Origin of the sequence: Nocardia sp. No.11 (assembly GCF_038752175.1) — a bacterium.
Lineage (GTDB): Bacteria > Actinomycetota > Actinomycetes > Mycobacteriales > Mycobacteriaceae > Nocardia > Nocardia canadensis.
Genome location: NZ_JBCGFB010000085.1, coordinates 1 through 26,638 on the forward strand (window position 1 = coordinate 1; position 26,638 = coordinate 26,638).

Consider the following 26,638-nt stretch of genomic DNA (forward strand, 5'->3'; position numbering starts at 1 on the left):
GCGGGGAGCACTCCTCGCGCGCAGGCCCTCGATTCGGCCCTGACCGGCCGAATTGGGGGAGTGGATACCGGTCTGGTAACCTAGGTCGGTCGCTGCCCCGCGATTGGGCACCTAGCCGAACGGCAGGGTGATTCCGCAGGCAAGTGACCGTTGCTCTCCCCGTTCGCGGGAATGAGCCCCAGTCAAGAACACGCGTCGCGCAGCTGTGACGTGAAACGAGCACGACCAACGTGAGTGGAGGAAGCCGACCGATGGCAGCGTACGCAATCGTCAAGACCGGCGGAAAGCAGTACAAGGTCGCGGTCGGTGACCTGGTGAAGGTCGAGAAGATCGAGGGTGAGCCCGGCACCGCCGTGGCCCTGACCCCGGTTCTCGTCGTCGACGGCGCCGATCTGACCACCGACGCCGACAAGCTGGCCAAGATCTCCGTGGCCGCCGAGGTCGTCGATCAGACCAAGGGCCCGAAGATCCGGATCCACAAGTTCAAGAACAAGACCGGCTACCACAAGCGCCAGGGTCACCGTCAGCCGCTGACGGTCATCAAGGTCACCGGCATCAAGTAAGACATCCCGAGGAGACGAAGCAATGGCACATAAGAAGGGTGCATCCAGCTCCCGGAACGGTCGTGATTCGAACGCCCAGCGCCTCGGCGTGAAGCGCTTCGGTGGCCAGAAGGTCAGCGCGGGCGAGATCCTCGTCCGTCAGCGCGGAACCCACTTCCACCCCGGCGTGAACGTCGGTCGTGGCGGCGACGACACCCTGTTCGCCCTCGCGGCGGGCGCGGTCGAGTTCGGCACCAAGCGTGGCCGCAAGACCGTCAACATCGTCGTCCCGGAGCCGGCCCAGGCCTGACCGCCTGGAGCGTCAGCTCCCCACGGACACCGGAGCGGGTCAGGGTTGTTTCCCTGACCCGCTCCGTCGTGTTCGCTCACCCTTACCGCAATCGACCAGTCAGAAGGAGGAGGATCAACCCATGTCCAAATTCATCGACCGCGTCGTGCTGCATGTTCGTGCCGGTAGAGGTGGACACGGTTGCGCCTCGGTGCATCGTGAGAAGTTCAAGCCGCTCGGTGGTCCCGACGGTGGCAACGGCGGCAACGGCGGGGATGTGATCCTCGAGGTCGACCCGAACGTCCACACCCTGCTCGACTTCCATTTCCATCCGCACGCCAAGGCCGGCAACGGCAAGCCCGGCGAGGGCGGCAACCGCGACGGCAAGATGGGCACCGACCTGGTGCTCAAGGTGCCCGACGGCACCGTGGTCGTCGATGCCGACGGCGAGGTCGTCGTCGACCTGGTCGGCGTCGGCAACAAGTTCGTGGTCGCCAAGGGCGGCCGCGGCGGTCTCGGCAACGCCTCGCTGGCGTCCAAGGCACGCAAGGCGCCCGGTTTCGCGCTGCTCGGGGAAGAGGGCGAAGAGCTCGACCTGGTCCTGGAGCTGAAGTCGGTCGCCGACGTCGGCCTGGTCGGGTTCCCGTCGGCGGGCAAGTCCTCGCTGGTCTCGGTGCTCTCGGCCGCCAAGCCCAAGATCGCCGACTACCCGTTCACCACGCTGGTCCCGAACCTTGGCGTGGTCGCCAGCGGCGACACCACCTTCACCGTCGCCGACGTGCCGGGTCTGATTCCCGGCGCCAGCGACGGTCGTGGCCTCGGCCTGGACTTCCTGCGCCATCTGGAGCGCTGCGCGGTACTGGCCCACGTCGTCGACTGCGCGACCCTGGAACCGGGCCGCGACCCGGTCTCCGACGTCGACGCGCTCGAGGCCGAACTGGCCGCGTACAAACCGGCCCTGGCCGGTGACGCGAGCCTCGGCGACCTGGCCGACCGGCCCCGCGTGGTCATCCTGAACAAGACCGACGTTCCCGACGCCGCCGAACTGGCCGAGATGGTGACGCCGGAGTTCACCGAACGCGGCTGGCCGGTGTTCGAGATCTCCGCGGTGAGCCGCGCCGGCCTGCGTCCGCTGACCTTCGCGCTGGCCGATATGGTCCGCCAGTATCGCGAAGATCACCCGAAGGCCGCGCCGAAGCGCACGGTGATCCGTCCGATCGCGAGCGACGAGTCCGGGTTCAGCGTGATCGCGGATCCGCAGGAGCCGGGTGGCTTCATCGTGCGCGGCACCCGGCCGGAGCGCTGGGTGCGCCAGACCCAGTTCGACAACGACGAAGCCGTCGGCTATCTGGCCGACCGGCTGGCCCGCCTCGGCGTCGAGGCCGAGCTGGTCAAGCAGGGTGCCGAGCCGGGGTGTTCGGTGACGATCGGCGATGTGTCGTTCGAGTGGGAGCCGCAGGTATCCGCCGGTGTCGACATCGTGCCGACCGGCCGCGGTACCGACATCCGGCTGGAGAACAACGACCGCATCGGCGCGGCCGAGCGCAAGCTCGCCTCGCGTGCGCGTCGTGGCTTGCTCGACGAAGACGGGAAGTAGGGGTCCGGCCGTGTCGGCGCCGGTCGAAAACCGGTGTCGGTCACGGTCGTTCGATCGGCATACTGCGGTGGGTCACCGGCATGAGCTGGGACCGTCGACGACGGTGATCGCGGTGCAGGGAGTAAGGCTATGCAGGTGAGTTCGGAGCTGAGTGCGGCGCGCCAGGCCATCGTGTCGGCGCGCGCGGTGGTGGTGAAGATCGGTTCGTCGGCGCTGACCAGCCTCGAGGGCGGTCTGGACACCGACCGGCTCGATCGGCTGGCCGACGCCGTGGAGGCGCGGATGCGGGCCGGTTCGGACGTGGTCGTGGTGTCCTCCGGTGCGATCGGCGCGGGCATCGCGCCGCTTGGCCTGTCGCGCAGGCCCAAGGACCTGGCCACCAAGCAGGCCGCGGCGAGTGTGGGCCAGCTGGCCCTCGCCCACGCCTGGGGCACCTCGTTCGCCCGCTACGACCGCACCGTCGGCCAGGTGCTGCTCTCCGCCGACGACTTCGCCCGCCGCGAGCACCACCGCAATGCCCAGCGCACCCTGGACCGACTACGCTCGCTCGGCGCGATCGCCGTGGTCAACGAGAACGACACCGTCGCCACGGAGGAGATCCGCTTCGGCGACAACGACCGCCTCGCCGCCCTGGTGGCGCACCTGGTCGGCGCCGACGCGCTGATCCTGCTCTCGGATGTGTCCGGCCTCTACGACGGTGACCCGCGCAAGGGCGCCGCGAACTTCATCCCCGAGGTGCGCAGCAGCGCCGACCTCGACGGCGTGATCGCCGGCAGCGGGGGCGCGCTCGGCACCGGCGGCATGGCCTCCAAGCTGTCCGCCGCCCGCCTCGCCGCCGACGCGGGCATCCCCGTCCTGCTCGCCTCGGCCGCCGACGCCGCGACCGCGCTGGCCGACGGCACCGTCGGCACCGCCTTCGCCGCCCGCCCGGTCCGTCTGTCCGGCCGCAAGTTCTGGGTCCGGCACGCCGCCGATACCCGTGGCTCGGTCCTCATCGACGCGGGCGCCGTGGAAGCCGTCGCCGAGCGCCGCTCCCTGCTCGCGGCGGGCATCACCGGCGTCCGCGGCCGCTTCTTCGGCGGCGATGTCGTCGACCTGGTCAGCCCCGACAACCGGGTGGTCGCCCGCGGCGTCGTCGAATACGACAGCACCGAACTGACCACCATGCTCGGCCGCTCCACCACCGAACTCCCCGACACCATGCAGCGCCCGGTCATCCACGCCGACGACCTGGTCAAGGTCTGATCCCGGACGCCGGCACCGGAAACACCGCCACGGGTAGACCTTTCGCGACCCGAGGTCGAGGCGCTCCGGGTTCGCACCCGCTACCAGCCGCCGCGCTCCACGGCGACGCGGCGGTTCGTCCGTAGCGGGCGAGTTACCCGACCCCCTTCGGGCCGAACTCGTCCTCCCACACTGCCAGGCGTGGGCGAGCAGCCCGACCCGACCCAGGGGCGGGGAACAGCCGGGAAGGCTCACTCGCGGGCCACGGAGGCGGGTGGCACCGAGCGGCCCCGGTCCCGCCCCGTCGCGATCGTGGCTGTGCGGTGGCATCGGCGGCCGCGCCGCCGCGACTACCGCCGCGGCGGAATGACGCCCGGCTGATCCAGATCCAGCGGTGGTGCGGGCGGCGGCGTCACGGGCTGCGGCTGTGGGCCGGCTGTCTCCGGGATCGGCCCGGTCACCCCCGGCTGCCCACCCGGATCGACCGGCCCACCGGGTACCGGCGGCACCCCGATGCCCGCGTGCGGCTCCGGCGCCTGCGGAACCTGCTGCGGTGCCGGCACTTCCGGCGCGGGGCTCGGCGGCGCGGGTGACTCCGGTTGCGGCCGTTCCGAAGTCGGCGCGGGTGGCTGCGGCGCTGGTGCGGGGGCTGCGGTCTCCGGTTGGGGTGCGGGCTGTTCCGAGGCGGGCGCCGGCGCTTGCGGCGCTGGCTCGGGTGCGGGGGCCGCGGGTTCCGGTTGGGGCGCGGGCTGTTCCGAGGTGGGGGCGGAAGGTTGGGGCGCGGGCTGTTCGGTCGTGGGCGCCGGAGGCTGCGGTGCGGAGTGTTCGGATGTCGGCGCTGGTTCGGGCGTCGGCGNCCGAAGTCGGCGCGGGTGGCTGCGGCGCTGGTGCGGGGGCTGCGGTCTCCGGTTGGGGTGCGGGCTGTTCCGAGGCGGGCGCCGGCGCTTGCGGCGCTGGCTCGGGTGCGGGGGCCGCGGGTTCCGGTTGGGGCGCGGGCTGTTCCGAGGTGGGGGCGGAAGGTTGGGGCGCGGGCTGTTCGGTCGTGGGCGCCGGAGGCTGCGGTGCGGAGTGTTCGGATGTCGGCGCTGGTTCGGGCGTCGGCGGCGCGGGCTCCGGTTCGGGGGTGGGCTGTTCCGCCGTGGGTGCGGTGGTCTGCGGTGTAGGGGTGGAGGGTTCTGGTTGCGGCGCAGGCTGTTCCGAAGTCGGTGCGGAAGGCGCCGGTTGATCGGTCGTCGGCGGTGCCGGTCGCTCGAATTCTTCCGTCGGGGCGGGGCTGCCCGAAGCCGGGGGAGCGGGTGTCTCGCTCGACGGCACTGGAGTGGTTTCCGGCTGTGGAGATTCGGTAGTCGGGGCCGGGTCCTGGCTCGGCGCCGAGCCTGCCCCGTTCCCGGAGCCCGGGTCGGTCTCTGGCGTCGAACCGTTCTGGGGCGAATCACCTTGTGGTGCGGCGGGTTGCGGGAGCTCCGGGGACGACCCGTCGCGTCCCTGCCCGCTGGACGACTCCGATCCCGGCGGCGCGGGCAAGGCGGGCACACCGGTCCCGGCCAGCGAATACGCGGGCTTGTAGATCATGTTCATCGCCAGCACGGCCTCCTGGCGCAACGCTTCCGCCGCCATCTGCGCGTCGATGACATGGGCGGCTTCGAGCAACCGCGCGATGGTGCCGATCGGCCCGGAACCGCCGGGCGCGACGACCGCGAGCTTCACCGCCTCCGCGGCCGCCGCGACCCCACCGAGGCGGGCGCCGACCTCGCCGAAGACCGCCGCGAGCTCGCCGATCGAGTCGGCGAAGGCGCGGGTGCTGGCGAAAGCGGCGTCGGCGGCGGCACCCTCCCACCCGGTCTCGTCGAGGACGCGGTCGACGTTGGACCTGGTCAGCGGCATGGTCGTGGTCAGTGCGGCGGCACTCTCCAGCCAGGCGAGCGAGCTGTCGAGGATCTCGCCCGCATCGATCTGCTGGGTGCGGGTGTAGATCTGCTCGTGCGGCATGGACTCGAAATGCTCCATCGCACTGATGTAGGTGGGGTCGGTGCCGCCCATCAGCGCCGCCTCGGGTCGACCGCGCGCAGCGCGGTGGCCGCGGCCGCGTCGGCCTCGTCGAGCAAACCGGCGCTGAGCAGGAAGGCCTCCTTCATCCGGTAGGCGGCCTCGATGTAGTGGTCGAGCAGTTCGGCGGCGTCGCGGGCCTTGTGGGCGAACCCGGCCTGCAACTGCTGTGCGGAGACGAAACCACCGAATCCGCCCGCCGCACCGGCGTATTCGAGGCGCTGACGGAGCTGGGCGAGCCGGTCGGCCTGCTGTTCGTAGAGGTCGGCGCAGCGGCGCGCGGCATCGGGATCGAACTTCACGGTGCCCGCCGCGGCGGCGCTGCGGAACCGGGAGATCTCGGCTCTGCTGCTCTCGATCGTCATCGCGTCTCCCCTCCAGATCGTGCGTCGGCGTCCAGGCTAGCCGGACCTTCGGGTGGTGGAACTGTGCGCAGGAGCGAGCCTGCGCTGGAGCTGGGCGGCCAGCTGACCGGTCGCGGCGGGCACGACGTGCACCGTTTCTCCCGCGCGCAGCAGGTAGCGTCCGTCCCCGGCCACATCGATCCAGCTGTAGTGCACCGGCGGGGTCGGCGCGGCGCGGTCGAGCCCGGTTTCGATGCGGATGTGTCCCTCGGCGGTGTGCGGACGCCGCAGCAGGCGCTGGATCCGGGGGACGGCGGGATGCGCGGCGACCACGGTCTCCTCGTCGCGAACGGCGTCGGCGGCGGCCTCGCGCGCGGGTTCGCGGCCGGGCGGGATATCGGGCAGGCAGGCGGCGACGCGAGCGCCGATCCCGGCGGTGTGCCCGATCGAAACCCGCACGCGACCACCGAAATCGGGTCGGGAACCTGGTTCCTGGACGACGAGCACGGCATGGTCGTAGACCGCGCAGGCGAGCAGCCGGATCTCGCTGCCGGGGGTGTGCGCGCCGCCGACGAGCACGATCCTGGCGTGTGGTGCGGCGATGATCCGCAGGCAGGCGGCGAGGTCGGGGTCGCCGCCGCCGGGTAGTCGATGGTCGAGGTCGGCGCGTAATCGGGCGGCCTCGTCCTCGGTGCGCGGTGATTCGAGCACCCGGATCGGGAAGGGCATTCGGTCCTGACCGGATTCCCGCCACACGTGCGCGAATTCGTCAGCGCTGAAGGTCCATCCCATTGCCGATCCCATCCTTACCGAACCAGGACGAGGACAGCCTAACCGTCGTGTCCGATTCCGGCGCATCGTTCATCCGTCCGAATGGAAACTTCGGTGCTCTGAGTAGCCAGATGAGTATTTCGGCGGACGCTTCCCGCCGCCGCGGCTCCTACCTTCGGGACAGATCCGTCGAATGGAGGAGCCATGACCTACGTCCACATCACCGAGAGCCCCGGGGTGGGGCTCGCGCAGTACCGGACGGTGCACGAGGCGCTCGGACCGGAACCGGTCGCGGGCAATCTGTGGCACTTCGTCGGCGAATGCGACGGCGCGCTGACCGTCGTCGACATCTGGGAGTCGGCCGACGCCGCCGACCGGTTCGCCGCCGAGCGGCTCTTCCCCGCCCTCGACCGGGTCGGCATCCGTCCCGGTCCCGATGCCCGGGTGCGCGCCTTCGAGGCCGCCGTCGAGACCGTGGCCCAGGGGTGAGTGAGATGCGCACGCGAAGCCTCACCGCCGCGCTGGCGGCCCTGCTCGTCCTGGCCACCGCCGCGGCCTGCGGCGACGATGCCGACAAGACCTACTACGGCGACGAACGCGCGCTGGGCAACGGCCAGATCCGCACCTTCGTGACCACCGACGGTTCCGGCACCCCGACCGAGGTCGGCCTGCGGATCCAGGAGGCGGCGCTGGAGGGCCTGCCGATGCCCGCCACCATGCCGGAAGGTCCGCCACCGGCCAGCCCGCCGCTGGCCCTGCCCGAGGAAGCGTCGGGCACGGTGATCAACCACCTCACCTTCGACTGGGTGCCGCACGGCCACCCGCCGATCGGCATGTTCGACAAGCCGCACTTCGACGCCCACTTCTATTTCGTCGACGCCGCCGCGGTGGCCGCGATCGACCCGCAGGATCCGGAGTTCCTGACGAAGGCGGCGCACAGCCCGGACTCGAAGTACATGCCGGCCGACAGCAGCACGCTGCCCGAACCGATCGAGGTGCAGGCGGTGCCGGCGATGGGCGTGCACTGGGTCGACATGAGCAAGCCGGTCGTGCCGGGCGAGTTCACCCAGACCCTGATCAACGGCGCGTGGGACGGCCAGTACATCTTCACCGAGCCCATGTTCACCAGGGAGTGGCTGCTCACCAAGCCGTCGTTCACCGGGGACATTCCGCAGCCGCAGGCCTACCAGCGCTCCACCCGGTACCCGACCACCTATTCGATCAGCTACGACGACAAGGCCAAGGAGTACGTCGTCACGGTCGGTGGGCTCACCGAGCGCACCGCCTCCTGACCCTTCTGTAGGGCCCTCACCTGCGAGTATGCTCTGATACTCGGAGGTGCGGCGTGATCACCGAGCTCATCGGACGCGAGGCGGAACTGGCCGATCTGCTGGCCCGGCTCGACGACGCGGTCCACGGCGCGCCCCACCTGGTGATCTGCTCGGGGGAGGCGGGTGTCGGCAAGACCCGGCTGGTCGCCGAACTGGCCGGACGCGCCCGCGAACGCGGGGTGCGCACCCTGTGGGCGCGCGCCCTCGAACTCCCCGACACTCCGCCCTTCTGGTTGTGGCGCCAGGCCCTCGGCACCGGGACGCCCGTGCCCGGCGCCGACCGGATCGCGCTGTTCGAGGGCTTCGCCGCCGGTCTCGACGGCACCGACACCGGCGTGCTGCTGGTGATCGACGACATCCACTGGGCCGACGAACCGTCGCTGCAGGCGCTGCTCTACGTGGTGCGGGCGCTACGCGAGCGCCGGATCATGGTGTGCGCCACCGAACGCACCGGCGCGACCGACGGCGGCTGGCCCGCGATCAAACCGGAGCTGGTCATGTCGAAGGCTTCGCCTGCCAGCTCGTCGGGGAGCTCGCGGCCGGCCTCCAGCCGCAGGCAGCGCGCCGAATCGGCCGGCGAGAGCCCGCGCAACAGCAGCGACGCGGTCACCGGTTCACGCAACTACAGCAGCGGGTGGTGTTGCATCAACGTGCGGCGCTGGCGATCGAGGCGCTGTATCCCGATGCGGTCGAGGCGAATTCGGCCGCACTGGCCTGGCACTGGGCCAACGCGGCGGTGGCCGGGGCGCACGAGCCCGCCGTCCGCTGGGCGCGGCGCGCGGCGGAGGTGGCCCTGCGTGAGCTGGCCTTCGAGGAGGCGGTGCGGCTGTACGGGCTGGCCCTGACCCATGCCGCCGCGCTCGATCCGGTCGACCGGGGCAGGCTGGTGCTCCAGCGCGCCCTCGCCGCGGTCCGGGCCGGTGACCTGATCGCCGCCCGCGCCGATTGCGCGGCCGCGGAGGCGCTGGCCCGCAAGGCCGGGGAACCGGCGTTGCAGGCCGAAGCCGCGCTGGTGCTCGAACCGATCGGGGATCGCGGCTGGGATCGCGACATCGCCGACGCCTGCGCCGAGGCACTCACCGCCGACGACCTGCCCGAGCCCCTGCGCGCGCGCCTGCTGGCCCGTGCCACCGAGACCGCGATCTACCTCGGCAGGCTCGACGGCGTGGACGAATCCAGCAGGGCCGCCCTGGTCTCGGCCGATCGCGGTGACGATCCCGCCGTTCTCGCGGCGGCGCTGCGGGCGCGTCAGCTCGCCTGCAGCGGTCCCGACCATCGGGACGAACACGGCGTCCTGGCTGCCCGCATGATCGCGGCGGGGGAACTCGCGCGCGATCCGGCCGTGGAGATGTGGGGCAGGTTGTGGCGCCTCGACGCGCTGTGGGAGCGGGGCGATCTGGGCGAGATCACCGGGGAGCTGTCCTGTCTGACCTGGTGCGCCGAGCACACCGGCGGTCCCATGTCGCGGTGGCATCTGCTGGTCGCCGAAGCGGCGCTGGCGCAGGCCCGCGGTGAATTCGCGCACGCGCTCGATCGAGCGGCCCGGGCCCACACCCTGGCGAGCACGCTGGGCCATCCCGCCGGGGAGGGCGCGTTCCGGGCGCTGCGCGCCGTCGTCGGCCATCACACCGGTCACGACCCGCACGCCTTGGTCCTGCCACACGCCCCGATGCGCGGCGAGGTCCGCAACCTGCTGTTCGCCGCCCTCGGTACCGCCTTCCCGCTGGTCGACAGCGGCCTGATCGCCGAAGCCGAACCGCTCTATCGCGGCCTCGGCCGACCCGAGAAGTGGCCGGTGCCACCGTATTTCCTGCTCAATGTGCTCGCCGTCGGCGGCGCGGTGGCCGCCGCGCTCGGCCTGCGCGACGATGTCGCCTACTTTCGTGCGCGGCTGACGCGCTATCGCGACGGGCACATCACCGGCGGTGGCGGGAACGCCCACTATCTCGGCCCCACCACCCTGTGGCTGGGGAAATTCGCTGCCGCCCTGGATGACCCGGACACGGCGTGCGCCGACCTGCGCTCGGCGGGGCACACCGCGCGGACGATGGGCGCGCCCGGATTCGCCGTCGAAGCCGACTGCGAACGCGCCGAACTACTGTTCGCCCGCGGCGCCACCGCCGACGCGGTCGCGCTCGCGGTGGCCGCCCTGCCGGTAGCCGTATCGCTCGGCATGGAGCCCTGGATCGAGCGGCTGCGTGTGCTCACCGCCCACGAGAACGCGTGCGCCACCCTGACTCCGCGGGAACGCGAGGTCGCCGACCTGGTGGCCCGCGGCCTCACCAATCGCGAGATCGCCGCCGCGCTGGTGCTGTCGGAACGCACCGCGCAGAACCACGTCCAGCACATTCTCACCAAACTCGGCTTCGCCAAGCGCAGCCAGATCGCGGCCTGGGTGTCACGCGGCCGGATCGCTCAATAGCCGCGTCGCGGTTCGACGATCGCCAGCAGCGGCGCGCCCGCGACGAACCGGGCGACATTCGCGGCGACATGATCGGCGAACGCCGCCAGGCGCAGCTGCGGCGGATTCGAATCGTGCGGGGTGATGATCGCGTTCGGCAACGTCCACAGCGGATGCCCGTCCGGCAGCGGCTCGGGCTCGGTGACATCCAGGCCCGCGCCCCCGATCACCCCGCGGGTCAGCGCGTCGACCAGCGCGTCGGTGTCGACCAGGCTGCCGCGCGCCACATTGATCACCCACGACGAGGGCTTGAGCCTGGCCAGTTCGTCGGCGCCGACCAGATGCCGGGTCTGCGCGGTCGCCGGCGCCGCGATCACCACGTGGTCGGTATGCGACCACACCCGGCCCAGCTGATCGGCGGGCAGCGTCTCCATCCCGTCGGGAATGCCCGTGCCCGTCACCGGCGTGCCGGAGCGGTTCACCGCGATCACGTGCGCGCCCAGCGGCACCAGCATCGGGATCAGCGCCCGTCCGATCCCGCCCGCGCCCACGATGGTCACGGTCTTCCCGCGCAACGAGCCGACGTGTGGGAAGAACTCGCGCTGCTGCCACGAGGTCGCCCGCAGGTGCTCGGGCAGGTAGCGGACCCCGGCCAGCAGCAGCATCAGCGCGTGCTCGGCGACACTGTGCGAGAACGCGCCCGCCGCCGAGGTGAACAGCACGTCGGGGTGCGTGGCGAAGACATCGGCGTCGAAGTAGTCCTCGATCCCCGCCGCGGGCAGCTGGACCCAGCGCACCGCGGGCGGCAGCGTCGCCGGGAAGTCAGTGGGCTTGCCGGTCCAGATCAGTGCCTCCGCGTCGGCGAGCTCGCCGACCTGGGCGCCCGCCCCCACGACCGCTTTCTCGAGCAGTCGGGATGCCTGCGGGTCCGGGCCGAGCGCGATCGTGGTCGCGGATTCCTGCACGGAGACCTCCTGGAGTGGTCGACCGCACGGTGCGGCCGGGCTGTGTCGGAATCCGATTCTTCCCTCTCCGGCGCGACGGTGCCGCCCCGCCCCGGGTTCGCCGGATCACCGGGGCACGGTCACGGTTCGTCGAGGTCGACGGGCTCGTCGACGCCGTGCCGGTCGGCCAGGTCGAGCAGCGGGGTGATGTCGAAGACCGCGTCGTCCATCTCGGCCTGGATGTCACCGAGCTCGGCATAGCGGGCCGGAACGGTCGCGATGGTGAAATCGCGCGGGTGGATGTCGCCGATCTCGCTCCAGCGCACCGGGGTCGACACCGTCGCCGCGGGCACACCGCGCACCGAGTACGCGGCGGCGATGGTGTGATCGCGCGCGTTCTGGTTGTAGTCGACGAACAGCTGGGCCGGATCACGGTCCTTGCGCCACCAGGCGGTCGTCACGTCGGCGGGCGCGCGCCGCTGCACCTCCTGGGCGAAGGCCAGGGCGGCCCGGCGCACCTGCTTGAATCCGTGCTCGGGCGCGATCCGTACGTAGACGTGCAGCCCCGATCCGCCGGAGGTCTTGGGCCAGCCGACCGCCCCCAGCTCGTCGAGCACCTCGTGCACCACCCCGGCGACCCGCTGCACCCGCGACCACGGGCAGTCCGGCATGGGATCGAGGTCGATGCGCCACTCGTCGGGGGACTCGGTGTCGCTCGCCCGCGAGTTCCAGGGATGGAACTCCACCGTGGACATCTGCACCGCCCAGATCACGTCGGCGAGCGCGTGGACGCAGAGTTCGTCGGCGTGCCTGCCGTAGCGCGGGAAGTACACCCGCACCGTCGAGATCCAGTCCGGCGCGCCGCCGGGCAGCCGCTTCTGATGCACCTTCCCGCCGGGCAGACCCTTGGGGAACCGGTGCAGCATGCACGGCCGGTCCCGCAGCGCGTTGACGATGCCGTCACCCACGCTCAGGTAGTACCGCGCCAGGTCGAGCTTGGTGGCGCCGAGCTCGGGGAAGTACACCCGGTCCGGATTGCTGACCCGCACCGTGTGCTCACCCACCGGTAGCTCGACCGCCGGTGTCGCAGACTTGGCCACACGCGCAACGATAGACGAGCAGGTCCGCTCCCGAGGGGGAGCGGACCTGCGGCGCCTGGCGTGTCAGGGGCGCTGACGCGCCGGTGGCGTGTAGTAGCTCTCGGCGTAGGAGTACTCGGCCCAGCGGGGTGAGCGCTCCTCGTCGCTGTCGCCGCCGTGGCCCGGCCACCAGGCCCGGCGGCCCAGCAGCGCGGTGACCGCCGGGGTGAAGAACAGCGCCATGACGAAGGCCGCGATCGCGATGCCCACCGAGATGGCGAAGCCCATCTGCGACAGGGAGCTGTTGCCCGCCAGCATCATCGAGGCGAAGGTGCCCGCCAGGATGAGGCCCGCCGCGGCCACCGTCGGCCCGGTGTGGCGCACCGCCAGCGCCGCCGCCTCGCGGGGCGTGTGGCCCTCGCGGGATTCCTCCCGCAGCCGGGCGATCATCAGGATGTTGTAGTCGGTGCCCAGGGCCACCACGAACAGGTACATGATCACCGGCAGCGTGAAGATCAGCCCGTGCTCGCCCTGGATCCGCTGGAACACCAGCACCGTCGCGCCCAGCGTCGCGGCGAAGCCGAGGAACACCGAGGCCATCAGGTACCAGGGGGCGACGAGGCTGCGCAGCAGCAACGCCAGCACCAGCATGATCAGGACCGCGGCCACCGGGAACACGATCCGGTAGTCGTGGTTCATCGCGTCCTCGAAGTCGACGAACACCGCCGTCATGCCGCCGACCGCCGCCGTGGCGCCCGCCGGTGCCGCCTGGTGGGCGACCTCGCGCAGCGGCCCGGCCACCGTGTCGAGCGCGGCATCGGATTCCGGCGCGTTCGCCAGCGTCACCTGGAAGTTCGCGATCGTGCCGTCCGCCGACAGCTGCGGTGCGCCGACTTGACCGACGCCGTCGACCCCGGTCAGCGCCGTGCGGTAACTCGCGAGCTGGTCCTCGGCCAGCGGCGCGGCCGACTGCAACAGCACCTCCGAGGGCTGGGTGGCTCCGGCCGGCATGCCCTCGAGCAGCTCGGTGGTGAACGCCACCGACTCCGAGGCATCGGTGGTCGAGCCCGAGCTCAGATCGAAGGTCGGATTGAAACCGAAGGCGAACACGCCCAGCACCACCAGCACACCGCCGGAGGCGACGGCGAATACGCCGGGCCGCCTGCCCATCGCCGCGCCGATCGCGCCGAACCGGGCGCCCTTGGGCTCCACCTGCCAGGCCTTCGACGGCCAGAACACCTTGGTGCCCAACAGCGAGACGATCGCGGGCACCAGCGTGAGCCCGGCCAGCAGCGCCACCGCGACCGCGATCGCCAGTGCCGGTCCCAGCGCCCGGAACATCCCGAGGCTCGACAGGGTCAGCGCCATGAACGCGATGATCACCGCGGCCGCCGCCGACGTGATGGCCTCGCCGACCCGCGCGACGGCATTGACCATGGCGGTCTTCGGATCGTCGCCCGCCCGCAGCCGTTCCCGGTACCGGAACATCAGGAACAGGATGTAGTCGGTGCCCACACCGAACAGCACCACCAGCAGGATCGAGTTCACCGAGGTATCGATCTCGAGGTCGAAGGCCTCGGCCGCCATGGCGATCAGGCCACCGACGGTGCTCGAGATGGCGCCGATGGTGACCACCGGCAGCAGCGCGATGACCGGACTGCGGAAGATGATCAGCAGCAACACCAGGATCAGCACGATCGTGGCGATGCCGATGATCGCCATGCCCTTCTCACCCTGCTCGGTCTGGTCCAGAGTCTGCGCCGCCGTGCCGGTGATGCCCGCCTTGAGACCGGTGCCCTCGACCTGCTCCTTCAGGTGCTCGCGCAGACTCTTCACCGCCTCGCCCTGGGTCTTGTCCGCCGCGTCGGTCAGCTTGGTCATCCGCACCGCGATGACCTGGACCAGGCGATTCTCCGAGGGCGGTGTCACCTGGAGGCCGGTGACGCCCTTGATGTCGCGGGCTGTGAGCGCGCCGGCCGCGGCGGCGATCGTGGCCGAGTCGGTCTCGGTCAGCGGGCCGCCGTCCGCGCGGACCGCCACGATCAGCGCGGCCGGTGCGGCATTCTGCGGGAAGGCCTGTTCCTGCAGCTTCATCGCCTGGATCGACTCGTAATGCGAGGGCAGGAAGGCGGATTGGTCGGTCGTCGCGGTGAGCGCGGGTGCCGTGGACAGCACGGCGACGATCGCGATCACCCACAACCCGATCACTTTCCACGGATGGTGGACGACGACGCGCCCCAGTCTGGCGAACATGATGGAGGTCCTTTCCGGGCCAGGTGGGTCAGACGTCGAGGTCTTGGGTCCGCGGATGCCGCGCGCGGTCGGCGATCGTCTCGTGGACCTTCGGCGGCACCAGCGCGCGCAGCGCGTCGAGCGAGTCGACGACCTCGACGGTGAAATCGCCCCAGTTCTGCTCGCCGATCATGGAGCGCCAGTCCTTCCAGTCCTTGGTCCAGTGCTCGGCGAGCGCATAGTCCGCCCACTCGGAGGTCTGGGTGTGCACCACGTAGTTGCCCTTGCGGGTGAGGTACACGCGAATGGTGTCGACGCTCTTCTTGCTCACCTGCCGCGACTCGCCGACCTTGCGCCCGGTGAAGCGCTGGAAGCGGCCGCCCCCGGGGCCGACCTTGACGGTGATCGGGCCGAATCCGTCGGCGTCGGGCTTGGTGGTGTCGGGCTTGGTGGTGTCGACGGTGGCGGGCGTCGGGTGCGTCTCGGTGGTCATCGGTCGCTCCATTTCAATATGTGCATGCGCATATGGGCATGGTTATTCGAGCGGCGAGCCCCTGTTCCGGCTCGTCGTCGCTGGTCTGTGTGCAGTTGTGCGGCGGCTGTGTGTCCCGCCCGACTCACTATAAGTAGATGTATACGTATATCGCAAGGGTCAAAAAAAGTCCGCACGGATCGACCCCGTGCGGACCGCGGATCGGCGGCTCGGAACTACAGCTCGTACACGCCGAACGCCCGGTTCTGGATGCACATCGGCATCACGTGGACCCGGTCGGTCCATTCGAATTTGGCTGCGGCCTCGACGGTTCCGCGCTCGTCGACGCACACGCTCGCGGTGCCCGGCATGGTCAGCGGGTTCAGCACGGCCAGCGGAATGCCCGCGTGGATGCCGCTGTAGAGGCCACCGCTGAAGCACAGCGGGGTGATCGCGATGCCGCGCTGCGCGCTCTCCCGGTCGGCCGCGGCCTGCGCGCCCGGCACACCGGAGCAGTCGAGGGGGTTCTCGTTCGACGCCTGGGCGGGAACGGTCAAGAGGGTGAATCCGGCCGCACAGCCCGCGGCGACGGCCATCAGGGATCGAGCAAATGAGGTCCTGGTCATAGCCGCATTGAAGCACTCGTGGCGGGTCGCACACACAATCGGCGGCGGCGTGTCGACCCGCCAGTCACCGGGGACGGGCCTCCAGCACGCAGTCCGGCGCCGCCGTCTGGACTGTTCGCTCCAGGGTGAAGCCGCTGCGCGCCAGCAGCGCGCGGAACTCGGCCTCGGTGCGTTCGTGGCCGCCCTCGGTGTTCACCAGCATCTCCAGGTCGATGAATTTCCCCGGGTGCGGCCGCCGATGCTCGGGCAACACCAGCTCGAGCAGCAGCAATGTCGAGGTCGGACGCATGGCGGCGCGCACGGTGCGCAGGATCTGCTCGGCCTGGGCGTCGGACCAGTCGTGCACGATGTGTTTGAGCAGGTAGACGTCGCCGCCCTGCGGGACCTCCGCGAAGAACGAGCCGCTCTCGACCGCGCAGCGCTGCCCCAGCCCCGCGGCCGTGAGGTCGGCGGCAAGGTCCTCGACCACATTCGGCAGATCGAACACGATGCCCCGAGCCGCCGGATACCGGCCGAGGAGCTCGATGAGCAGACTGCCGCGCCCGCCGCCCACATCGACGAGGGTGCCGAACCGGCTGAAGTCGTAGGCGGCGAGCAGGGGCTCGATCGCCAACGTGCTCACGCTGGTCATGGCGTTGTCGAACAACTCGCCGACCTCGCGGTTCACCGCCGCGTACTCGAAGAAGCTCGCTCCGTCCAAGGCCCGACCGACGGCTTCGCCGCTGCGCACCGCGTCGGTGAGATGAGACCAGTGGTTGCGGTGGTACGGCGAGCCGAAGAACCGCGACAGATCACGCAGCGTCACCTCGGCGTCGCTGCGCAGCGCGTCGCCGATCCGGGTCAGCGCGTAGGTGCCGTCGCGCCGCTGGGCGAAGAGGTCGTAACTCACCAGCAGCCGCATCAGCCTGCGCAGCCCGTCTTCGTCGGCCTCGACCGCGCGCGCCAGCTCGGCCGCCGTGCGCGGGCCCCGGGCCAGTTCGTCGGCGATCCCGAGTTCGGCGGCGGCGCTGATGGCCTGGGACAGAAAGCCGGCGACCTGGAACTCCAGCAGGGCGATGTGGCCGGGAACCAGTTTCCGTTGCAGCGCGCCGAGCGCGTCCCGCAACCGATCGATCGCGCGGATCACGGGCAGCGGAGGGAGCTTCTTCGGTGCTGTGGACGCCATCGTGACCCCATCGTCGGCCGGTTGACCTGCACGTACGGACAGAGCTTACGGGAGCAGGGGTGACCAGGGACAGGGATTGCGCGCCCGGCCGATCGAGTGCCGAGGTGGCTCAGGTCGGCGTGGCCAGGGCGAACGGCAGGACCGCGTCCGCGCCGCTGGTGCGCAGGGCGTGGGCGGCGACGGTCATGGTCCAACCGGTGTCGGTGAGAGTGTCCACCAGCAGGATCGGGCCGTCGACGCCGGACAGATCGGGGACCTCCCACGAGTCGAACAGCCCCGCTACCCGGTGCGCGGAATTCGCCGCCGACACCGGCGGCCGATCCGGCCTCGTGGGCAAGGTGCCGAGGTTGTCGAGCCTGCCGACCTGCGCGAGCCGCGCGGCCAGACTCGTGGTGAGCTGCGGATAGCGCGGCGATTCCAGCGCCAGCACCGAGGTCGGCCGGGTGGCCCAGTTCCAGTCGCGCAGGACGGCGATGCACGCGTCGAAGACGGCGTCGGGCACCGGGGCATCGGGTCCGTCGAGCAGCGCGCGCAGCCGCTGACCCCAGCCGAGGTCGGTGAGCCTGCCCAGCACCCGGCCGGTGTCGGCGGCACCGGTGATCTTGCCCGACAACGGGATTCCCAGTTTCGCCATGCCGGTCGGCCACTGCTTGCGCGGTGCCAGATCGAGCCCGGGCCGGTCCAGCCTGGCCCTGGTGGCGGCGACAGCGGCCGCGTCGACGGTGGTGTCGGGGCGGGCGCCGGTGCAGTTGTCACAGCGTCCGCAATCGGGGGTCGCGGCGTCGAGGGCGGCCAAGCCGGGATCGTCGAGCTGACGGCGCAGGAAGGTCATCCGGCAGGCGGTGGTCGCCTGGTAGTCGATCATCGCCTGCTGCTCGGTGTCGCGGGCGGCGGCCAGGCGTTCGTAGCGCTCGGTGTCATAGGTCCACGGCTCGCCGGTGGACAGCCAGCCGCCGCGTACCCGCCGGACCGCGCCGTCCACGTCGAGCACCTTCAGCACCATCTCCAGGCGCGACCGGTTCAGCTCGACCAGCGGTTCCAGCGCCACCGTCGACATCGGCCGATCGGTGTCCAGGGCGGCCAGTACCGCGCGCACGATGTGCTCGCGCGGGAACGCCACCGAGGCGAAGTAGCTCCAGATCCGCGCGTCCTCCGCGCCCGGCAGCAACACCACCTCGGCGCGATCGGTGCCACGCCCCGCACGCCCGACCTGCTGGTAATAGGCGATCGGGGAGGACGGCGCGCCCACGTGCACCACGAAGCCGAGATCGGGCTTGTCGAAGCCCATGCCCAACGCCGACGTCGCGATCAGTGCCTTCACCTCGTTGTTCAGCAGCGCGCCCTCGAGCACCTCGCGTTCGGCCGGGTCGGTCTGGCCGGTATAGGCGGCGACGGTGTGACCGTGCGAATTCAGCACGTCGGCCAGGTCGTGCGCGGCGGCGACCGTGAGGCAGTAGATGATGCCCGAGCCGGGCAGCCGGTCCAGTTGGGCGCCCAGCCAGGCCGTGCGCTGCACCGCGTCGTCGAAGCGCACCACCGACAGGTGCAGCGACTCGCGGTCCAGCGTGCCCCGCAGCACCAGGGTGTCGGTGCCGATCTGGCCCGCCACGTCGGTGACCACGCGATCGTTGGCCGTCGCGGTGGTCGCCAGGACCGGCACATCCGAGCCGAGATCGGCGATCAGCGTCCGGATGCGGCGGTAGTCGGGCCGGAAGTCGTGGCCCCAGTCCGAGACACAGTGCGCCTCATCGATCACGACCAGCCCCGCGTCGGCGGCCAGCCGGGGCAGCACCTGATCGCGAAAGTCCGGATTGTTCAACCGCTCCGGGCTCACCAGCAGCACGTCGACCGCGCCGTCGGCCACCCGCTGATGGATCTCGTCCCACTCGGTGACATTGCCCGAGTTGATCGTGTCGGCCACCACCCCGGCCCGCTCCGCGGCGGCCACCTGATTGCGCATCAACGCCAGCAGCGGCGACACGATCACCGTCGGCCCCCGCCCCGCCCGCCGCAACAGCTTCGCCGCGATGAAATACACCGCCGACTTGCCCCAGCCGGTCCGTTGCACCACCAGCGCCCGGCGCCGCTGCACCACCAGCGCCTCGATCGCGACCCACTGGTCCTCCCGTAACCGCGCCTGCGGCCCGGCGAGCTCCCGCAACAACTCCTCCGCGCGTTCGCGCAGGTCGGGAGCCGTCAGGTCGAGCACGTCGTTGCCGGTCGCTGAGGTCATGGGCACCATGCTGCCCGACCCCACCGACAGACACGATCGGCAGTACGAGCTTTCCGCCGCTCCGCGTTTCCGGCCGGAGCCAGGTGCGTCGGGCGGTGTCCGGGCGGCCATCGGAGGGGCGGTGGCTCGGCGCGCCCGTCCCCGGGGAGTCACCCATGCCCGTGCGCGATCAGTCGGCGCGACCACGGGACTGGTGAGGGGTATCGCGTTCCTTCGGCGAAATGCCCGCTGAGGGAGGAGAATAGGGCGCGACACCGGACTCTGCCGGAGGGCTGCATGGCGAACAGATTCGATCCGCCTACGGGCTGGACGCCGCCCGGGTCGCAGTTCCGGACGAATTCGGGGGCGTCGCGCACCGTGGCGGGCGCGTTCCTCGCGCTGATCGTCACCCCGCTCGGGATGACCTTGGCGGCGCACGGTGCGTTGGACACCAGCCGGTGGGTGATCCTGGGCGATGCCGCCGACCGGTTCGGCTCGACCCTGCAGATCATCGGGGGCGCACTGCTGTTGTTGCTGGTCAGCGCGCTGGCCGGGTTCACGCCGATCGCGACGATCCTGGCCGGGCTGGTGTGGGGCGTGCTGCCGGGCCTGGTCTACTTCGTCTCGCCGGAGAGCACCTGGCGGATGGTGGGGGATCTGCCGCTGATGACCGACGAGCTGCACATCGCGCTCAACGCGTGGATCACCAGCGGCTTCACCTTCGTCCTCGGGCTGCTGCTCGTCGGCGCGGGGGTGGCGGGCACCCTGCGCCGACGATGACTCAGCCCTTCACACAGAGGACCTGACGCAGCGTCGCCACCACGTCGACCAGGTCGGCCTGCGCCGCGATCACCTCGTCGATGTCCTTGTACGCGGCCGGGATCTCGTCGACCACGCCCGCGTCCTTGCGCGATTCCACGCCCTCGGTCTGAGCGACCAGATCGGCGACCGTGAACTGCTTCTTGGCCGCGGTCCGGCTCAACCGCCGTCCCGCGCCGTGCGAGGCCGACTGGAACGAGGCCGGATTCCCCTTGCCCCGCACCACATACGACCGCGTCCCCATCGATCCGGGGATCAACGCCAGGTCACCCGCGCCCGCCCGCACCGCGCCCTTACGGGTCACCAGCATCGGCACACCGTCGATGACCTCCTCGGCCACATAGTTGTGGTGGCAGGAGACCGGCTCGTCGAACCGCACCTCGCGATCGGCGAATTCGTCGCGCACCGCCCGGCACACCAGCGACAGCATCACCGCGCGGTTGCGCGCGGCGTACTCCTGCGCCCAGGTCAGGTCGCGCCGGTACGCGGCCATCTCCGGCGTCCCGGCCAGGAACACCGCCAGATCCCGATCCGGCAGCGACTGATTGTGCGGCAGCGCCCGCGCCACCGCCATGTGCCGTTCGGCCAGCTCCTTGCCGATATTGCGCGACCCGGAGTGCAGCAGAATCCACACGGCGTCGTCCTGATCGAGGCAGACCTCGATGAAGTGATTGCCGCCGCCGAGCGAGCCGATCTGCTTGTGCGCCTTGGACTCCAGCGACGACACCCCTGGGTGCAGATCACCGAACTCGCGCCAGAACCGGTCCCAGCCCTTCGTCCGTGCCGACTGTCCGTGCGAACCGGCATGCAGCGCAGCGACGTTCACTGCCTCCTTGTGCGCGTTGAACCCCACCGGCACCGCCCGCTCGATCCGCGATCGCAGGGAACGCAGATCATCGGGCAGATCCGCGGCGGTCAGCCCGGTCTTGACGCTCTCCATCCCGCACCCGATATCGACACCCACCGCGGCGGGCGCGACCGCGTCCCGCATGGCGATGACCGATCCCACCGTCGCGCCTTTGCCCAGGTGCACATCCGGCATCACGCGCAGTCCGTACACCCACTCCAGCTCGGCGATATTGCGGAGCTGGCGCAGCGCCGACTGCTCGATCTCGTGCTCGTTGGCCCACATGAGCGTCTGCGCCCTGGTACCGCGCAGCTCGACGGGAAACATGGTTCGGTCCTCTCCTCGGTGTACTACCAACGGTAGGACCGCGGCGGCGGCATCGCACCTGAATATCGGGCGCTCAGGCGGTGCCGGGGAGCGAGCGGGTCAGTCCGTCGCGAGCGCGTGTTCGATCCGGGCGCGGTCCGGAATCGACGAGCTGGCGCCGAGCCTGGTGGTCGCCAGTGCGCCGGCGGCATTGGCCCAGGTCACTGCCGCTCGCGGGCCCTTCGGCCAGGTGGCGACGAGGGCGCCGGTGAAGGCGTCGCCGGCGCCGGTGGTGTCGACGACGTCGACGGTGCGTCCGGCGACCGCGAACTGGTTGCCCTCGGCTGATCGATACAGCGCACCGTCGCCGCCGAGCGTGCGGACCACGTGCGGAATCCGGTCGAGGTCGGCCGAATATCGTTCGGACTCGAGCGAATTCACGATCGCCAGGTCGACGTCGGCCCATAGCGCGGCGGGCAGCGGCTGTACCGGCGAGGGATTGAGCACGACGACCGTGTCCGCGGCGTGCGCGTGCCGGGCGGCCGCGGCCACGGTGGCGAGGGGAATCTCCAGCTGGCACAGCAGAATGTCGGCGTCCGCGATCGCCGCGAGCTCGTCCGCGGTCAAGTCGGTCACCCGCCCGTTCGCGCCCGCGACCACGATGATGCTGTTCTCGCCGGACTCGTCGACCACGATCGTGGCCACCCCGCTCGACCCGTCGACAGTGCGTAGCAGGGTGGTGTCGACATCGGCGTCGGACAGCGTCGATCGCAGCGTGGCGCCGAACGCGTCGTCTCCTGTCGCGCCGAGGAAGCGCACCCGCGCGCCTGATCTGGCCGCCGCGATGGCTTGATTCGCGCCCTTGCCGCCCGGCACTGTCGCGAAGCCGGACCCGAGGACGGTCTCGCCTGGTGCGGGGCGCTGCGGCGTGGTCGTGACCAGATCCATGTTGACGCTGCCCAGCACGACGACGGTGGGTGCGGCGCAGCGGTGCATCCGACGAATCTAGCGGTGCGGGCACCGTCGGCGCGGGTTTCGGGCGGCTCGCGCGCCGATCGACCGGTGACCTGTGGACAAGTCCCCCCGCCGCCAAAACCTGTGGACAACTCGGTCTCGCCGCCGGTAGGAGGCGTATTCCGGGGTCCGGGTGGCGTCGAGGCGGACCGGCGGCCTGCGTACGCTGATACCCATGACGGTAGAAGTGACCCCCGAGCTCGACATCCGCGCAGCGGTGCACGACGCCGCCCGCAGGGCTCGCGTCGCGTCCCGTGTGCTGGCTCAGCTGACCACGGCGCAGAAGAACGAGGCCCTGCACGCGGCGGCCGACGCCCTGCTCGCCGCCGCCGACCGCGTGCTGGCGGCCAACGCCGCCGACATCGCGACCGCGCAGGCCGCGGGCACCGAGGAGAACCTGCTCGACCGCCTGCGGCTGACCAAGGCCCGCATCGACGGCATCGCCTCCGGCCTGCGGCAGGTGGCCGGGCTGCCCGATCCGGTGGGCGTCGTCGTGCGCGGTTCCACGCTGCCCAACGGCCTCGAGATCCGCCAGACCCGGGTGCCGCTCGGCGTGGTCGGCATGGTCTACGAGGCGCGCCCCAATGTCACCGTCGACGCGTTCGGCCTGGCACTCAAGTCGGGCAACGCCGCACTGCTGCGCGGCTCCTCCTCGGCCGCGAACTCCAATGCCGCGCTCGTCGAGGTGCTGCGCGAAGCGCTTGTCGCCCAGGGCGTCCCGGCCGATGCGGTCCAGCTGTTGCCCAGCCACGACCGTTCCAGCGTCACCCACCTGATCCAGGCGCGCGGCCTGGTCGACGTGGTCATCCCGCGCGGTGGCGCCGGCCTGATCAACGCGGTGGTGCGCGACGCGCAGGTGCCGACCATCGAGACCGGCACCGGCAACTGCCACGTCTACGTGCACTCCGCCGCCGATCTGGACATGGCCGAGGCCATCCTGCTCAACGCCAAGACCCGCCGTCCCAGCGTCTGCAACGCCGCCGAGACCGTCCTCATCGACGCGGCGGTCGCCGAGACGGCGCTGCCCCGGCTGAGCAAGGCGCTCGAGGATGCCGGAGTGACCATTCACGGCGATCTGCCCGGCCAGGTGCCCGCCACGGATGCCGACTGGGGTGAGGAGTACCTCACGCTGGATATCGCGCTGAAGGTCGTCGACGATCTCGATGCCGCCGTCGACCACATCAACACCTGGGGCACCGGCCACACCGAGGCCATCGTCACCGCCGATCTGGCCGCCGCGCGGGAGTTCACCACCCGCGTCGACGCCGCCGCGGTGATGGTGAACGCGTCCACCGCGTTCACCGACGGCGAGCAGTTCGGGTTCGGCGCCGAGATCGGCATCTCCACCCAGAAGCTGCACGCCCGCGGCCCGATGGCACTGCCCGAACTCACCTCCACGAAGTGGATCGTGTGGGGCGACGGCCAGACTCGGCCGGTGTGATCGTGACGCTTGTACAGGAACCGATCTTCACCTCGGTCGACGACGTCATCACCCGCCTGGCCGAGACCGGCTACCTGGCCGACAAGGCCACCGCCACCTCGGTCTTCCTGGCCGACCGGCTGGGTAAGCCGCTGCTCATCGAGGGCCCGGCCGGTGTCGGCAAGACCGAGCTGTCGCGCGCGGTGGCCCAGGTCGCCGGCGCCGAACTGGTCCGGCTGCAGTGCTACGAGGGTGTCGACGAGGCCCGCGCGCTCTACGAGTGGAACCACGCCAAGCAGATCCTGCGGATCCAGGCGTCGAGCGAGAACGACTGGGCCGAAACCAAAGCCGACGTCTTCACCGAGGAATTCCTGCTCTCGCGCCCGCTGCTCACCGCCATCCGGCGCAGCGAGCCGACGGTGCTGCTGATCGACGAGACCGACAAGGCCGACGTCGAGATCGAGGGCCTGCTGCTCGAGGTGCTCAGCGATTTCGCGGTGACCGTGCCGGAACTGGGCACCATCACCGCCACCCGCAAGCCGTTCGTGGTGCTCACCTCGAACGCCACCCGCGAGCTGTCGGAGGCGCTCAAGCGCCGCTGTCTGTATCTGCACCTGGACTTCCCCGACGAAGACCTGGAGCGTCGGATCCTGGCCAGCCGGGTGCCCGAGCTGGCGGAGTCGGTCGCCGAGCAGCTGGTCCGGATCGTGCACGTGCTGCGCGGGATGCAGCTCAAGAAGCTGCCGTCGGTGGCCGAATCGATCGACTGGGGTCAGACCCTGCTGGCCCTGGGCGCGGCAGACCTCGACGATGCCACCGTGCGCGCCACCCTCGGCGTGGTGCTCAAGCACCGCAGCGACCACCAGCGCGCGCTGGCCGAGCTGAAGCTGGCCTGAGATGACTGCGCCTGCCCCGCACGGACTCGGCGGGCACGTGGCCGGGTTCGTCGCGGCATTGCGGGCCCGCGGTGTGCCGGTCGGGCCGTCGGAGACCGTCGACGCGGGCCGGGTGCTCACCGTGCTCGATCTGCTCGATCGCGAGTCCGTGCGGGAGGGGCTGGCGTGCGCGTTGTTGCGCCGCCCCACCCATCGCGCCACCTTCGACGGGCTGTTCGACCTGTGGTTCCCGGTCGCGGTGGGGGAGCGCACCACCGAGACACGGGACCTGCCCCGCACACCCGACGGCCAGATCGACCTGCCTGCCCTGCGCGAGCAGCTCGCCGAGCTGCTCGCCGCGGAGGACGGGGGTCGGCAGCTGGAGTTGCTGGCCGGACAGGTCGTCGAACAGCTCGGCCAGTACCAGTCCGCGCGCGGACCGTCGTTCTCGGCCTATCAGGCGATGAAAGACCTTGCGCCGCAGACCTTGCTGTCGCGGGTGCTGGCGGGGCTCGCGCTGCCGCCGGACGCGAGCGAGCGCGACACCGAGGTGGCCCAGCGGATCGTCCGGGAACGGATCGCCGGCTTCCGGGCGAGCGTGGAAGCCGAGACCAACCGTCGCGTCGCCGAACAGATCGGGCGCGACCGTGTCGCTACCTACGGTGTGGCCCGCCAAGCCGAGGACGCCGACTTCCTGCGTGCCTCCGAACGCGAACTCGTCGAACTCCGTCGCGGCAGCCAGCGGCTGGCCCGAATCCTGGCGTCGCGCTTGGCCGTGCGGCGCAAGAAGGCCCGCCGTGGCGAGATCGACCTGCGCAAAACCCTACGGGCGTCGATGTCGACCGGTGGTGTGCCGATCGATCTGGTGAATCGCAAGCCACGGCCCGGCCGCCCGGAACTGGTGCTGCTGTGCGACATCTCGGGCTCGGTGGCCGGCTTCAGCAACTTCACCATGCTGCTGGTGAGCGCGCTGCGCGAACAGTTCTCCCGGGTCAGGATCTTCGCCTTCGTCGACCGCACCGACGAGGTCACCGGCTTCTTCGATCCGTACGCCGGCCTCGACAACGTGCTCACCAGGATCTTCACCGAGTCGCGGATCATCGACGCCGACGGACACTCCGACTACGGCCAGGCGCTGACCACCTTCGCCGACAACTTCGGTGACGCCGTCACCAGCCGCAGCTCGCTGCTGGTGCTCGGCGACGGCCGCACCAACTACCGCAATCCGAAGCTCGACGTCCTGCGTCAGCTCGTCGACACCGCCCGGCACGCGCACTGGCTGAACCCGGAGCCGCGGAACCTGTGGGGCACCGGTGATTCGGCGGCCCGCGACTACGGCGAGGTGATCGAGATGCACGAATGCCGGTCGGCCCGGCAGCTGACCGATGTGGTCTCCCGGTTGTTGCCCGTGTGAAGGAGCTGGTGATGAGCGAGGATCTGCTGGCCTACTGCCTGGCCAAACCCGGTGCCTGGCAGGACGAACCGTGGGAGGGTGACGTCGTCGCCAAGGTCGTCGACAAGATCTTCGCCTTCCTCGGCGGCGGCGACTCGATCGGCCTCAAGTGCGGCCGTGACCGCGCCGAAGCCGACGAACTGGTGCACGTCTATCCCGACGATGTCACCGCCTCGGCCTACATCGGCCGCTACGGCTGGAACAGCGTCACCGTGGGCGGTGCCGTCCCGCCCGACGAACTGCGTGAGCTGATCGACGCCTCCTACGACGCGATCGTGGCCAAACTGCCGAAGTCCAAGCGCCCCACGGTCTGATCGTTTCAGCGGACGTTAAGCCGCTTACAGGCGCCATCCACCAAGATCACCGCCATGCTGGCAGGGGCGTCGCGCGACGACGAGCGGTTCGGTCGACGGGCGTCGGCCGACACGGTGGTACGAGTGGTGGCACGGCGGGCGCGGTCGACCCGGTGACCGATCCGCTCGCGAACCCCGGTGCCGGAGCCGTTCCGTCGCCGTGCACGGCACCCGACAGCACGGTCCCGTCCGGCGAGATCGTGCGCCCCGAGCACCTGCGTCCGGGCGCGGGGGCACGGGCGGCGCGGCGGCTTGCCGATCTCGCGGCGACCCGGC

The 26,638-nt window shown here is 70.8% G+C and carries 24 protein-coding genes and 1 pseudogene; 14 read left to right on the top strand and 11 right to left on the bottom strand.

Going from position 1 to position 26,638, the window contains the following annotated elements; translation table 11 throughout:
* The first annotated feature begins 251 nt into the window (after nt 1-251).
* The 5 genes from rplU (at nt 252) to V8688_RS22310 (ending at nt 5,624) form a co-directional block, all read left to right on the top strand.
* Nucleotides 252-563: a 50S ribosomal protein L21 gene (gene rplU / locus V8688_RS22290; protein ID WP_110039506.1), complete on the top strand. Its 312-nt coding sequence runs from the start codon at nt 252-254 to the stop codon at nt 561-563.
* A 22-nt stretch (nt 564-585) separates the two neighbouring features.
* On the top strand, nt 586-852 hold the full coding sequence (rpmA, locus tag V8688_RS22295) for a 50S ribosomal protein L27 (RefSeq protein WP_022567181.1): 267 nt from the start codon (nt 586-588) through the stop codon (nt 850-852).
* Between the two features lie 121 nt (nt 853-973).
* The gene (gene obgE, locus V8688_RS22300) at nt 974-2,428 is read left to right on the top strand and encodes a GTPase ObgE (protein ID WP_342801618.1); all 1,455 of its coding nucleotides are present in this window, start codon (nt 974-976) and stop codon (nt 2,426-2,428) included.
* Nucleotides 2,429-2,575: 147 nt separating this feature from the next.
* Complete coding sequence (gene proB / locus V8688_RS22305; protein ID WP_218721557.1) at nt 2,576-3,673, top strand: glutamate 5-kinase; 1,098 nt, start codon at nt 2,576-2,578, stop codon at nt 3,671-3,673.
* A 1,549-nt stretch (nt 3,674-5,222) separates the two neighbouring features.
* Nucleotides 5,223-5,624, top strand: a complete 402-nt coding sequence (locus V8688_RS22310) for a hypothetical protein (RefSeq protein ID WP_218721464.1) — start codon at nt 5,223-5,225, stop codon at nt 5,622-5,624.
* 67 nt (nt 5,625-5,691) lie between these two features.
* Here V8688_RS22310 and V8688_RS22315 read toward each other — a convergent pair whose 3' ends face one another.
* Complete coding sequence (locus V8688_RS22315) at nt 5,692-6,063, bottom strand: hypothetical protein (RefSeq protein ID WP_218721463.1); 372 nt, start codon at nt 6,061-6,063, stop codon at nt 5,692-5,694.
* A 36-nt stretch (nt 6,064-6,099) separates the two neighbouring features.
* Nucleotides 6,100-6,834, bottom strand: a complete 735-nt coding sequence (locus tag V8688_RS22320; RefSeq protein ID WP_218721462.1) for an ESX secretion-associated protein EspG — start codon at nt 6,832-6,834, stop codon at nt 6,100-6,102.
* Between the two features lie 183 nt (nt 6,835-7,017).
* On the opposite strand from V8688_RS22320, the gene V8688_RS22325 reads away from it, so the two are divergent.
* The 4 genes and pseudogenes from V8688_RS22325 to V8688_RS22340 form a co-directional block, all read left to right on the top strand.
* Nucleotides 7,018-7,302, top strand: coding sequence for a hypothetical protein (locus V8688_RS22325; protein WP_218721461.1), 285 nt, complete (start codon nt 7,018-7,020; stop codon nt 7,300-7,302).
* 5 nt (nt 7,303-7,307) lie between these two features.
* A complete protein-coding gene (locus V8688_RS22330; RefSeq protein ID WP_218721460.1) occupies nt 7,308-8,105 on the top strand; it encodes a DUF5602 domain-containing protein in 798 nt (265 codons plus the stop codon).
* A 53-nt stretch (nt 8,106-8,158) separates the two neighbouring features.
* Nucleotides 8,159-8,989 carry an ATP-binding protein gene (locus V8688_RS22335; protein WP_342801619.1) on the top strand — a complete coding sequence of 277 codons (831 nt, stop codon included), beginning with the start codon at nt 8,159-8,161 and terminating at the stop codon, nt 8,987-8,989.
* 1,388 nt (nt 8,990-10,377) lie between these two features.
* A pseudogene (locus V8688_RS22340) lies at nt 10,378-10,566 on the top strand (helix-turn-helix transcriptional regulator); the annotation flags it as partial.
* Here V8688_RS22340 and V8688_RS22345 read toward each other — a convergent pair.
* The 7 genes from V8688_RS22345 to V8688_RS22375 form a co-directional block, all read right to left on the bottom strand.
* Entirely contained in the window at nt 10,560-11,510 is a 951-nt protein-coding gene (locus V8688_RS22345) for a D-isomer specific 2-hydroxyacid dehydrogenase family protein (protein WP_218721458.1), read from the bottom strand. The pseudogene V8688_RS22340 and the gene V8688_RS22345 sit on opposite strands and share 7 nt — an antisense overlap.
* Before the next feature lie 119 nt (nt 11,511-11,629).
* Nucleotides 11,630-12,589, bottom strand: coding sequence for a non-homologous end-joining DNA ligase (gene ligD / locus V8688_RS22350; protein WP_218721457.1), 960 nt, complete (start codon nt 12,587-12,589; stop codon nt 11,630-11,632).
* 63 nt (nt 12,590-12,652) lie between these two features.
* Nucleotides 12,653-14,821: an MMPL family transporter gene (locus V8688_RS22355; protein ID WP_342801620.1), complete on the bottom strand. Its 2,169-nt coding sequence runs from the start codon at nt 14,819-14,821 to the stop codon at nt 12,653-12,655.
* A gap of 28 nt (nt 14,822-14,849) precedes the next feature.
* A complete protein-coding gene (locus V8688_RS22360) occupies nt 14,850-15,293 on the bottom strand; it encodes an EXLDI protein (protein WP_218721455.1) in 444 nt (147 codons plus the stop codon).
* Nucleotides 15,294-15,508: 215 nt separating this feature from the next.
* Entirely contained in the window at nt 15,509-15,898 is a 390-nt protein-coding gene (locus tag V8688_RS22365; RefSeq protein WP_255588603.1) for a hypothetical protein, read from the bottom strand.
* Between the two features lie 64 nt (nt 15,899-15,962).
* Nucleotides 15,963-17,063: a methyltransferase gene (locus V8688_RS22370; protein WP_342801621.1), complete on the bottom strand. Its 1,101-nt coding sequence runs from the start codon at nt 17,061-17,063 to the stop codon at nt 15,963-15,965.
* Between the two features lie 109 nt (nt 17,064-17,172).
* Complete coding sequence (locus V8688_RS22375; protein WP_255588601.1) at nt 17,173-19,296, bottom strand: RecQ family ATP-dependent DNA helicase; 2,124 nt, start codon at nt 19,294-19,296, stop codon at nt 17,173-17,175.
* A gap of 276 nt (nt 19,297-19,572) precedes the next feature.
* On the opposite strand from V8688_RS22375, the gene V8688_RS22380 reads away from it, so the two are divergent.
* Nucleotides 19,573-20,055, top strand: coding sequence for a hypothetical protein (locus tag V8688_RS22380; RefSeq protein WP_218721454.1), 483 nt, complete (start codon nt 19,573-19,575; stop codon nt 20,053-20,055).
* 1 nt (nt 20,056) lies between these two features.
* Here the strand turns inward: V8688_RS22380 and V8688_RS22385 are convergent, their stop codons facing one another.
* Together V8688_RS22385 and V8688_RS22390 are read right to left on the bottom strand one after the other, a co-directional pair.
* Nucleotides 20,057-21,268 (bottom strand): RtcB family protein, encoded by a 1,212-nt coding sequence (locus tag V8688_RS22385; protein ID WP_342801622.1) that lies wholly within the window; start codon nt 21,266-21,268, stop codon nt 20,057-20,059.
* A 99-nt stretch (nt 21,269-21,367) separates the two neighbouring features.
* Nucleotides 21,368-22,243 carry a ribokinase gene (locus V8688_RS22390; protein WP_342801623.1) on the bottom strand — a complete coding sequence of 292 codons (876 nt, stop codon included), beginning with the start codon at nt 22,241-22,243 and terminating at the stop codon, nt 21,368-21,370.
* A 193-nt stretch (nt 22,244-22,436) separates the two neighbouring features.
* On the opposite strand from V8688_RS22390, the gene V8688_RS22395 reads away from it, so the two are divergent.
* The 4 genes from V8688_RS22395 to V8688_RS22410 are packed head-to-tail and all read left to right on the top strand — an operon-like array spanning nt 22,437 to nt 26,323.
* On the top strand, nt 22,437-23,702 hold the full coding sequence (locus V8688_RS22395; RefSeq protein ID WP_218721451.1) for a glutamate-5-semialdehyde dehydrogenase: 1,266 nt from the start codon (nt 22,437-22,439) through the stop codon (nt 23,700-23,702).
* Nucleotides 23,699-24,577, top strand: a complete 879-nt coding sequence (locus V8688_RS22400) for a MoxR family ATPase (protein WP_218721450.1) — start codon at nt 23,699-23,701, stop codon at nt 24,575-24,577. The genes V8688_RS22395 and V8688_RS22400 overlap by 4 nt, the downstream gene beginning before the upstream one ends.
* Before the next feature lies 1 nt (nt 24,578).
* Complete coding sequence (locus V8688_RS22405) at nt 24,579-25,970, top strand: VWA domain-containing protein (RefSeq protein WP_218721449.1); 1,392 nt, start codon at nt 24,579-24,581, stop codon at nt 25,968-25,970.
* Between the two features lie 11 nt (nt 25,971-25,981).
* Nucleotides 25,982-26,323, top strand: coding sequence for an MmcQ/YjbR family DNA-binding protein (locus V8688_RS22410; protein WP_342801624.1), 342 nt, complete (start codon nt 25,982-25,984; stop codon nt 26,321-26,323).
* Nucleotides 26,324-26,638 lie beyond the last annotated feature (315 nt).